The organism is Avibacterium endocarditidis (assembly GCF_002921145.1).
GTDB classification, from domain to species: domain Bacteria; phylum Pseudomonadota; class Gammaproteobacteria; order Enterobacterales; family Pasteurellaceae; genus Avibacterium; species Avibacterium endocarditidis.
In genome coordinates this window covers 1-10511 of sequence record NZ_PQVI01000049.1, presented here as the reverse complement: position 1 = coordinate 10511, position 10511 = coordinate 1, and the positions used below count along the sequence as shown (strand labels likewise).

Below are 10511 nucleotides of genomic sequence, written 5' to 3'. Positions count from 1 at the left end.
TTTCTTGCTCAATGGCTTCTCTTGCTTGAGTTAAAAAACCATTCATAATTGAATGAATATTCCCTAGCTCGCGTTGCCCATCATTCCCTGTAAGTACATAAAAGTTAAGCATTTCATTATAAATTGCATTGCGATTTGTATTCATCAATCATTCCCTCTTGTATTTAATTGAGCTAATGTTATACGTTCGTTTTGGTTATAATCCTTACGAGAAATAACGTTATGCCACAAATTCTTTTGAAAAAAAGACCGCACTTTCTCTCTCCCTGCTGCCAACCATGCTCCAATAACAACCACCCTTGGGGTTTTAGATAAGTTGGTGCACTGATGATAATATGCCGCAAATCTGCATACCCCTGTTCTTTAGCGACTAAAGCACTTAATGGCTCAAATCGCACATCGCCCAACTGCAAATGCGGATCATCTTTATCAATATAAGGCGGATTACTTACAATGATATCAAAACGCTGATCTTGTAAATTTTCAAACCAATTACTTTGATAAAAAAGAATATTATCAACACATCATTACGTTTTGCATTGTCTTGAGCTAAGTTTACCGCATTATCAATAAGATCAACACCTACAACAGAAACTTTAAATAATTTTTTCGATCTAGATCGCAATTCTTGAGCAAGGGCTATTGCAATTGCCCCTGTACCTGTGCCTAAATCTAATATTTTTAATTCTTCGCCAAATTGGGCTGACGAAATGCGTTCTTCCGCACAAATTAACGCATTTTCCACTAAAATTTCTGTATCCGATCTTGGAATAAGCGTATCCTCAGACACTTTCAAATCAAGTGTCCAAAAGGGTTTCTGACCAAGAATATAAGCCATTGGCTCACTGTTTATACGGCGTTGTAATAATTTCTCAAGCTGTGCGAGTTCTTGCGCTGAAAGCTCGGTTTCAGAAAAGGCCAAAATAGACGAACGAGAACGCCCTGTTACAAATTGTAATAATAGGTTGGCATCCACCTTGGGATTGATGAAAGGATCTGTCTTTTTGTTGCCGGCAAGCTGTGTTTCAGCTAAGGCAAGCCAATCGCCATAATTCATTGTGTTTATTGTTAATTTATTGTTTGGACTCGCTTTATGTTAAAGCCTAAAAAAGAAAAAAGAAAGGACTGATTTCGTTAAAAATCAGTCCTTTAATATTTATTAAGTGATTAGTTGTGTTCAGATTTGTCTGAATTTTCTACCGCACTTTGATCTACCGTACTTTGATTTTGTGCGGAAGCATTTGGTTCAGCCGTTTTTTCTGAACTCGCTTTGCCATTCTCGTCCCAACCAGCTGGTGGTGTTACTGATTCGCGGTTCATCAGCTGTTTAATTTGCTCTTCTTCAATGGTTTCATATTTTACTAATGCATCTTTCATTGCGTGTAAGATATCCATATTGTCAATTAATAGCTGTCTTGCTCGCTCGTAGTTACGAGTAACAATAGCACGGACTTCTTCATCAATAAGATGTGCTGTTTCATCGGACATATGTTTCGCTTTAGCCATTGAACGTCCTAAGAACACTTCGCCTTCATCTTCAGAATAAAGAATTGGCCCTAATTTCTCAGAAAAGCCCCACTGGGTAACCATATTACGGGCAATATTGGTTGCCACTTTAATATCATTTGATGCACCAGTAGAAATATTTTCTTCACCGTAAATCAAATCTTCCGCTAAACGCCCTGCATAAAGGGTGGAAAGTTTACTTTCTAATTGTTTTTGGCTAATGCTTACTTGATCGCCTTCTGGCAAGAAGAAAGTTACCCCCAAGGCACGGCCGCGCGGAATAATGGTTACTTTATGCACCGGATCGTGTTCTGGCACTAAATAACCCACAATGGCGTGTCCTGCTTCGTGATAAGCGGTGGATTCTTTTTGCTTATCCGTCATAATCATTGTGCGGCGTTCAGGCCCCATATTGATTTTGTCTTTGGCTTTTTCAAACTCAAGCATTGAAACCAATGGTTTGTTCATTCGTGCAGCAAATAACGCAGCTTCATTCACAAGGTTAGCCAAATCAGCACCTGAATAACCTGGTGTACCACGCGCAAGGGTCATCGCATTCACATCTGGTGCAACCGGCACTTTACGCATATGCACTTTTAAGATTTGCTCACGCCCTAATACATCTGGCAAGCCCACTACTACTTGACGGTCAAAACGACCTGGACGCGTTAAGGCAGGATCAAGCACATCTGGGCGGTTGGTTGCGGCGATCACAATTACCCCTTCATTGCCTTCAAAACCGTCCATTTCCACTAACATTTGGTTAAGGGTTTGTTCACGCTCATCGTGTCCACCACCAAGACCTGCACCACGTTGACGACCTACTGCATCAATTTCATCAATGAAAATCAAGCAAGGTGCGTTTTTCTTCGCTTGTTCAAACATATCACGCACGCGAGAAGCCCCCACGCCAACAAACATTTCAACAAAGTCAGAACCCGAAATGGTGAAAAATGGCACTTTTGCTTCACCTGCAATGGCTTTAGCCAATAAGGTTTTACCTGTTCCTGGTGGCCCAACCATTAAAATCCCTTTTGGAATTTTGCCGCCCAATTTTTGGAATTTGCTTGGATCACGCAAGAAATCAACGATTTCACCCACTTCTTCTTTGGCTTCATCACAGCCTGCTACATCAGCAAAGGTGGTTTTAATTTGCTCTTTGGTAAGCATTTTGGCACGGCTTTTACCAAAGCTCATCGCCTTGCCACCACCACCTTGCATCTGGCGCATAAAGAAGAACCATACGCCAATAAGTAATAGCATTGGGAACCAAGAAATAAGAATTTGCGATAAAATACCACGTCTTTCTGGCAACGTTCCTTCCACTTTTACCTTTTATTTAATAAATCATTCAATAATTTATCGTCATAAATTGGCATTACGGTTGAATATTTTGAACCATCAGATTTAGTAACTTGTAATTCGTTATCTTCAAATCGCACTTGGCGTACTTGATCATTACCCACATCAGTAATAAAGGTGGTGTAATCGGTAAGATTACCATTCGAACTACCGCTAAAGCCCTGATATGCAGACATCATAACTACTGCAATCACAATCCATAGGACTAAGTTTTTGACCATATCTTTCAAGGTTTGACCTCGTTTTTCTAAGTTAATAATTTGTTACAAGATTACTACATTCATTCCAAAATGAGAAGTTATTGAATTTATAGTTAATATTTGTAACCCGTTGCCACAATATACACCTCACGAGAACGCCCACGAGATGCTTCAGGTTTACGCACTTTAACGACACTAAACAGAGAACGAATTTCTCTTAAATATTCATCAAAGCCCTCACCTTGGAAAACTTTCACAACGAAACTGCCTTTGTGCGCCAATACTTGTTTACACATATCCAAAGCCAGTTCCACTAAATACATAGCACGAGGAATATCCACTGATGGCATACCACTAAAATTTGGCGCCATATCCGACATTACCACATCAACTTTTGCCTCGCCTACACGTTCCAGCAAGGCATTCAATACATTTCTTCACGGAAATCCCCTTGCAGGAAATCAACCCCCACAATAGGATCCATTTCTAAAATATCACAAGCGATAACACGCCCTTTGCCACCAATTTGGCTCACCACATATTGCGACCAGCCACCCGGTGCTGCACCGAGATCCACCACGGTCATACCCGGTTTAAATAAGCGATCCGTTTGCTGAATTTCATCAAGCTTAAAATAAGCTCGAGAACGCAATTTTTGCTTATGTGCTTTTTGCACAAATGGATCTTTAAAATGCTCATTCAACCAACGGGTTGAACTTGCTGAACGTTTTTTCTTTCCCATAATTTCTTAATTTTTGTGGTAGTTTTGTCAATATGAGGTTAAAATTTCCCAGTTCAAGGTGGTATTCGGAATTTCTCCATAAAAAAACCACCGCACTTTATAAACATAGGATTAAATTAATGCAGTTATCAACAAAACAAAAACAATTTTTAAAAGGGCTTGCACACCATTTAAGCCCTGTCGTTATGCTAGGTGGAAATGGCTTAACCGAAGGGGTTATCGCTGAAATCGACAACGCCCTCAATCATCACGAATTAATTAAAGTGAAAATTGCTGGCGCCGATCGCGAAACCAAACAGCTGATTATTGATGCGATTGTGAGAGAAACGCAAGCCGCAGCGGTACAAACTATCGGTCATATCCTTGTGCTTTATCGCCCAAGCGAAGAGCATAAAATTTCCTTACCTAAAAAATAAGTAAAATGGGGCGTGTTAAAACGCCCTATTTTTTTATTTATATTCCACCTCAATAATATCGAACTCAACCGTTCCCCCTGGGGTTGCGATGGTTACGCTATCGTCCACTTCTTTACCAATTAAGCCACGAGCAATAGGTGAATTTACCGAAATTAAGCCTTGTTTAATATCCGCTTCATCATCGCCCACGATTTGGTAGGTTACTTCTTCGTCCGTATTCACATTCACTAGCACTACGGTTGCCCCAAAGATCACTTTGCCGTTATTTGGCATTTTAGTCACATCAATGATTTGGCTGTTGGCTAACTTCCCTTCAATTTCTTGAATACGCCCTTCGCAAAAGCCTTGCTGCTCACGCGCCGCGTGATATTCCGCATTTTCTTTCAAATCACCGTGTTCACGCGCTTCCGCAATGGCTTTAATAATTTCTGGACGGCGAACATTCTTTAAAAACTCTAACTCTTCTCTTAATTGCGCTGCACCGCGTACCGTCATTGGAATTTGTTGCATTGTTAATCCTTGTTCCTTTTTTTAGTCAAAAACAAAACCACGACAAAGCGACACGTTTTCATTGTTCAGCTTTGCCGTAGCTCAAAAAATCATTTTGGTGTAAACCGCGTTATTACACCATTTTATGCGAGAAATAATTTTACTCTCGCAGTATCCGGCACTATTATTGTGTTTCTAAAAAAAAATAGCAACCATAGCGATTATTTATGTACAAATTATCATCAAAATTACTGCCTTTTGCATTAGGCATTTCCTTTGCTTTGCATACGCCGTATAGCGCCGCTGAAATAGACGTGGCACAACTTAGCGCGCAGCTTCCTGCGGGAACAAACCTTTCTTTTGTGGCGAAAAACTTAAAAACGCAAGAAATTCTCACCGCACTTAATCCGCAAACCTTTATGCTTCCTGCAAGCACGCAGAAAGTATTTACCGCGCTTGCCGCCAAGCTCAGCCTTGGTGATGAATTTTATTTTAAAACAACTCTGCTACGCCAAGGGGATATTCAAAATGGTGAGTTACGCGGTAACTTAGTTATTGTTTTTACGGGTGATCCAGATTTAACCAGCGATCAACTTTATCAGCTGCTTGCCCAATTAAAACAGCAAGGTGTTCAGCGCATTACAGGTGATCTTATTTTAGATACTTCCGTGTTTACAGGACACGATCGTGGCTTAGGTTGGATTTGGAATGATTTGTCAATGTGCTTTAATTCGCCACCTGCGGCGGTAAATATCAATCACAACTGTTTTTATGTGGATCTTGATGCCAATTTTGCCTGTGGGTGAACTAGTGAAATTCAACGTGCCTGCGCAATATCCCGTGCAAGTGTTCGGCCAAGTTCGTGTGGCAAGCAAAGAAGAAGCGCCTTATTGCCAGCTTGATGCCGTGTTGCACGACAACAATCGCTATCAGATCAAAGGCTGCCTTGCTCGTCAAATAAACCTTTTGCGCTCAGTTTTGCCGTGCAAGATCCCAATGCTTATGCAGCAGCCATTATTCAACGGCAATTAAACCGTCTTGGTATTGCATTTAACGGTAAAATCCAACAGCCGCGCACGGTACAAAAGGGCAAATTTTGGCGCAGCATTTGTCTAAACCGCTGCCAGATTTGATCAAAAAATGATGAAAAAATCCGATAACCAAATTGCCGATACCCTATTTCGAACCATTGGTTATCACTATTACAAACGCCCTGCGTCCTTTCAACTTTCCGCGAAAGCAATGCGCCAAATTTTGCAATCTCAAGCAGGCATAAAATTTGATAATAGCGTTATTGCCGATGGCTCAGGGCTTTCACGCCACAACTTAATTTCTGCTAATATTATGTTGCAAGCCCTTGAATATATTGCCAATCACGAAACGCAACTGCATTTATTAGACAGCTTTCCCATTGCGGGGGTAGATGGCACATTAAGCGGACGTGGTTCGATGATCAATCCCCCTTTAGTGCAAAACATTTCTGCAAAAACAGGCGCGTTAAAAGGGGTTTATAACCTAGCAGGCTTTATGAAAAATGCGAAAGGCGAGTCCATTGCCTTCGTACAATTTATTAATGGCTATTCCACGGGTGATCTGGAAAACAAAACCAAACGCGCGCCCTTAGTGCGTTTTGAAAATGCCCTTTACAACCAACTTTATCAGGATTAAGCAATGAAATTACAGCATATTTACTTATACCCCATCAAATCTACGCAAAGCTATGAAGTGGCGCAAGCCGTAGTTCAACCTCAAGGGCTGAATTTTGATCGCACGTTTATGCTCACCGAACCTGATGGCACATTTATCAGCGCACGCAAAGATGCCGAACTGTATCATTTTTACGCCTTACCAACACCGCTTGGTTTATATATTCAACATAAAGACGGTTCAGCCATTCAAGTTCAATATACGGATTTTCAGCAAAGCCAAGCCTGCGAAGTGTGGGGAAATGAATTTAACTCATTGCTTGCACCGCAAGAAATTAATCACTGGTTTAGCGAGAAAATAGGCCGTGCCGTGCAATTGCGCTGGACAGGCGAACACACGCAACGCAAAATTAAACGCTACCCCGACCAACCGCTTTCTTTTGCAGATGGCTACCCACTTTTGCTCACCACTGAAGCGTCTTTTAACGCAGTACAGCAAGCTTGTCCAAGCCCCATTTCACCGCTGCAATTTCGCCCAAATTTAATTATTGACAGCATCGCCCCCTTTGAAGAACAGCAATGGGATGAAATTCAAATCGGTAAAGTCAAATTCTTACACAGCAAACCTTGCGAACGCTGCGTTCTCACCACTCGCAACCCGACCACCAACCAAACCGATCCAAAAATGGAACCTTTCCGCACGCTGAAAAAACTCAACCGCAACGAACAAGGCGCACCACTTTTCGGCATTAATTTAATTCCGTTGAATACGGGGATTATTCGCGTAAATGATGAAGTGAAAGTTTTGACATTGAAATAAAAAAGTGCGGTTTTTAGAAAATTTTCCTAAAAACCACCGCACTTGGTTGGTTATTTGGTTCGTTATTAATGATTAATGAATATCACCAAACTCACCTTTGTTAAACGCATTGAATTTTTCGATTAATTCTTCGCGGGTGTTCATTACGAACGGTCCGTAGGCTGCAATTGGCTCATCAATTGGCACACCACTGAGTAGCACAATTTTCACGTTTTCATCACCTGCGGTGATTTTAACTTCGCCGCTTTCGTGGTTGAAAATCACCAATTCTGTTGGGTTCGCACGGTCGCTGTCGTTAATCACTGCAGATCCGCGTAATGCCACCAACATTAAATGGTGGGTTTCTGGCACGTTAATGGTTACGCTATGGTTGGCTTTAATATCCATTTCCCACATATTTAACTCAGTAAAGGTACGAGCTGGGCCTTTTACGCCGTCCAATTCACCTGCAATAATGCGTGCTGTTCCTGCATTATCCGCAAAGTGATAAGTTGGAATATCTGCCGCTTTAATGCTTTGATAACCCGCTGGGGCGTTTTTGTCTTTCGCTGGCAAGTTTACCCAAAGTTGTAGCATTTCAAACATTCCGCCTGTACGGCTGAAGTTTTCGCTATGGAACTCTTGGTGAACGATCCCATTTCCTGCGGTCATCCATTGTACATCGCCCGAGCCAATTACGCCGCCGTTACCATCGCTGTCACGGTGTTCAACTTCACCTTGTAACGCGATTGTGACGGTTTCAAATCCTGCGTGTGGATGTGCCCCTACACCTCTTGGCGCGCCGTTATGAGGTTTAAACTCCATTGGCATTGCGTAATCTAGCATTAAAAACGGGCTAGTTACTTTATCCTGTTGGCTATGTGAAAATAAAGGTGATACATAAAAACCATCGCCCACCCAATGTTGTTGTGGTGCTTGATATACTCGATTTACTGTACGCATAATTTTTCTCCTAAATTTGATAAATTCTGTTTTTGTAATGCCCTGAATATTCAGGGCGGTTAGTTCATTAATAAGTGGCAACTTGCATTCCACTACGTTGCGCTTCACGCAATTTAGTTGGGGTAACATCATTGCCGTCTGGATCAACCACACTTACGGTAGATAAAATATTAGTTAATTGTCCACGGATTGCCGCTAAATAACGCTGACGTAACGCACTACGCTCATTTAATTCAGCTTCAGAAAGTGCGGTAACTTTTGCTTTACGCGCTAATTCGTTAATTCTATCTAATTCCAAAATACGCATTTTCTTTCTCCTAAACTGTTTGCTTATTTCTTGTGGCGTAGTTTATACTTGTTCCATATAGTGAACAATAGTCAATTTTGAAACACAAGGTTCTATTTATGCAACAAATCGATCTCAATGATATGCGCTTTTTTTGTTACCGTGATCCAATCTGGTAGCCTCACCCACGCGGCGGAACAACTAAACGTGCCGAAATCTCGCTTAAGCCGCCGTTTAACCGAATTAGAAAATCAACTGGGCAGCAAACTGCTCGATCGCAATCGTAATGGGGTACGTTTAAATGATCTGGGTGAACATTTTTATCAACACGCTTTAATTGCGGTGGAAGCGGCAGAAAGTGCGGTGAATTCTGTGGCAGATTGCTTAGCCACGCCTCGTGGGTTGCTACGTCTTTCCATTTCTAGTGAAATTTTGCGTTATTGGCTCACACCACATTTATCGTACTATTTACAGCAACACCCTGATGTTGAGCTAAATATTACAATGGAAAACCGCCGCGCGAATTTATTGCAAGAAGGCGTGGATATTGCCTTGCGTATTGGTGAACTTGATCTTGATGACGTGGTTGCTAAGCATTTATTAGATATTGATTCTGGGGTTTACGCTTCACCTCATTATTTAAAGGAAAATGGCTCGCCACTCACCCCAAAAGAACTAAAAAACCACCGCTTGCTACATAAAAGTGATGGCAAAAATTGGCTTTTCAAGCAGGGCAATCAACGGGAATTAATTCAAGGGAAAAAAGCCTTACAAACCAATGATGCTTCAGTATTGGCGCAACTTGTTGAAGATAGCTATGGCATTGCCCTGTTGCCTGAGCTTTCAGGCTTAATTCAACCTCATTGGCAAAAATTATTACCCGATTGGCAAGTGGAAAGCGTGCCTTTATATGCCATTTATTATAAAAATCGCGGGCTTGCGCCAACGGTGCGAACATTTGTTAATTTTTTAAGCGAAATAGCAAAAAATTCGCAAAAATAACACCGCACTTCTATTCAGGCGTTGAGCAAGGGAAACAGATAAAGTAAGATTAACGCCCTTTTGAAAACAACTTAACTTATAACAAATACAGGAAAACACAATGAAAGTATCCATTATCGGTGCAGGCGCGGTGGGCGTGGGCATTTGTAATTATCTTCTGACAATGGGCGAATGCCAAGAAGTAGTCTTGGTGGATCTCAACAAAGAGCGCACCCGTGGCGAACAGTTAGATTTCAGCCATACCAGCGCATTAACCTTCGCCAAAAACACCAAAATTATTTCCGGTGAATATGAAGATACTCGTGATAGCGATGTGGTGGTGATCACCGCTGGCGCACAAATTAAAGTGGGGCAAGATCGCTTAGAAATCGGTCATATCAATGCGAAAATCACCGTGGAGATTGCCCGTCAATTAGAACGTTATACACCCAATGCGATTATCATTGTGGTCACCAACCCTTGTGATATTCTCACCCATTTTATTATTCGTAATACGAACTTCCCTGCGCACCGTGTGATTAGTGCAGGTTGTGTGGTGGATACGGCGCGAATGATGAAAATTATTGCCGATAAAGTAAAATCGATCCGAAAAACGTGTTCGGTTATGTGATGGGCGAACACGGCGCCAATAGTTTTATTCCTTGGAGTATCGTAAATATCGCAGGGCAAAAAATCGATGATTTTTGCCAACAAAACGATGTACCAATGCTCGATCCGCAAGAGCTACTCAAAGCCACCAAAGCCATTGGTTTGGAAGTATTCAGCTTAAAACTCAACACCAACCATGCCATTGCGGCGAGCGTGTTCCGCATTATTCGCGCCATTAGCATTAATGAATATTCTGTCTTGCCCGTTGGCACAATGCTCAATGGCGAATACGGCTTAAACGATGTGGTGGTGAACGTGCCAATGATCATCAGCAGCAAAGGCGTAGAACGCATTTTGAAATACAAACTACCCGCTGATGAGTTAGAGCAACTTCACCAATGCGCCAAAGCCCTACGCCAAGTAGTTGAGCAAGTGGCTGAAAGCACAGGGTTGAATTGTTAATAATGGATAAATAATATTGATTAAAAAGTGCGGAAAAAACCACCGCACTT

Annotated in this window: 8 protein-coding genes and 4 pseudogenes; 6 read left to right on the top strand and 6 right to left on the bottom strand. The window is 41.7% G+C overall.

The annotated features are described in order from the left end of the window. Positions 1–144: 144 nt before the first annotated feature. The 3 pseudogenes from prmC to rlmE form a co-directional block, all read right to left on the bottom strand. Positions 145–1057, bottom strand: a pseudogene (prmC, locus tag C3Z13_RS04195) (peptide chain release factor N(5)-glutamine methyltransferase). 110 nt (positions 1058–1167) lie between these two features. After that, positions 1168–3089, bottom strand: a pseudogene (gene ftsH / locus C3Z13_RS04190) (ATP-dependent zinc metalloprotease FtsH). A 92-nt stretch (positions 3090–3181) separates the two neighbouring features. Then, positions 3182–3810 (bottom strand): annotated as a pseudogene (rlmE, locus tag C3Z13_RS04185) (23S rRNA (uridine(2552)-2'-O)-methyltransferase RlmE). A gap of 119 nt (positions 3811–3929) precedes the next feature. Here rlmE and yhbY point away from each other — a divergent pair. After that, positions 3930–4226 carry a ribosome assembly RNA-binding protein YhbY gene (yhbY, locus tag C3Z13_RS04180; protein ID WP_103852935.1) on the top strand — a complete coding sequence of 99 codons (297 nt, stop codon included), beginning with the start codon at positions 3930–3932 and terminating at the stop codon, positions 4224–4226. 33 nt (positions 4227–4259) lie between these two features. On the opposite strand, the gene greA is transcribed toward yhbY, so the two are convergent. After that, on the bottom strand, positions 4260–4736 hold the full coding sequence (gene greA, locus C3Z13_RS04175; protein ID WP_103852936.1) for a transcription elongation factor GreA: 477 nt from the start codon (positions 4734–4736) through the stop codon (positions 4260–4262). 206 nt (positions 4737–4942) lie between these two features. Here greA and dacB point away from each other — a divergent pair. Then, positions 4943–6383: pseudogene (gene dacB / locus C3Z13_RS04170) on the top strand (serine-type D-Ala-D-Ala carboxypeptidase). Positions 6384–6386: 3 nt separating this feature from the next. Further along, the gene (locus tag C3Z13_RS04165) at positions 6387–7181 is read left to right on the top strand and encodes an MOSC domain-containing protein (RefSeq protein ID WP_103855088.1); all 795 of its coding nucleotides are present in this window, start codon (positions 6387–6389) and stop codon (positions 7179–7181) included. Between the two features lie 72 nt (positions 7182–7253). On the opposite strand, the gene C3Z13_RS04160 is transcribed toward C3Z13_RS04165, so the two are convergent. Then, on the bottom strand, positions 7254–8123 hold the full coding sequence (locus C3Z13_RS04160; protein ID WP_103855087.1) for a pirin family protein: 870 nt from the start codon (positions 8121–8123) through the stop codon (positions 7254–7256). A 67-nt stretch (positions 8124–8190) separates the two neighbouring features. Continuing rightward, positions 8191–8430 carry a DUF896 domain-containing protein gene (locus tag C3Z13_RS04155; protein WP_103855086.1) on the bottom strand — a complete coding sequence of 80 codons (240 nt, stop codon included), beginning with the start codon at positions 8428–8430 and terminating at the stop codon, positions 8191–8193. Positions 8431–8547: 117 nt separating this feature from the next. Here C3Z13_RS04155 and C3Z13_RS04150 point away from each other — a divergent pair, with 117 nt between their 5' ends. The 3 genes from C3Z13_RS04150 (at position 8548) to C3Z13_RS11870 (ending at position 10461) form a co-directional block, all read left to right on the top strand. Further along, positions 8548–9411 (top strand): LysR family transcriptional regulator, encoded by an 864-nt coding sequence (locus C3Z13_RS04150; RefSeq protein WP_103855085.1) that lies wholly within the window; start codon positions 8548–8550, stop codon positions 9409–9411. A gap of 100 nt (positions 9412–9511) precedes the next feature. Continuing rightward, on the top strand, positions 9512–10021 hold the full coding sequence (locus C3Z13_RS11875) for a lactate/malate family dehydrogenase (RefSeq protein ID WP_219827884.1): 510 nt from the start codon (positions 9512–9514) through the stop codon (positions 10019–10021). Further along, on the top strand, positions 10021–10461 hold the full coding sequence (locus C3Z13_RS11870) for a Rossmann-fold NAD(P)-binding domain-containing protein (protein WP_219827883.1): 441 nt from the start codon (positions 10021–10023) through the stop codon (positions 10459–10461). Before C3Z13_RS11875 ends, C3Z13_RS11870 begins: the two co-directional genes overlap by 1 nt. Positions 10462–10511: the final 50 nt, after the last annotated feature.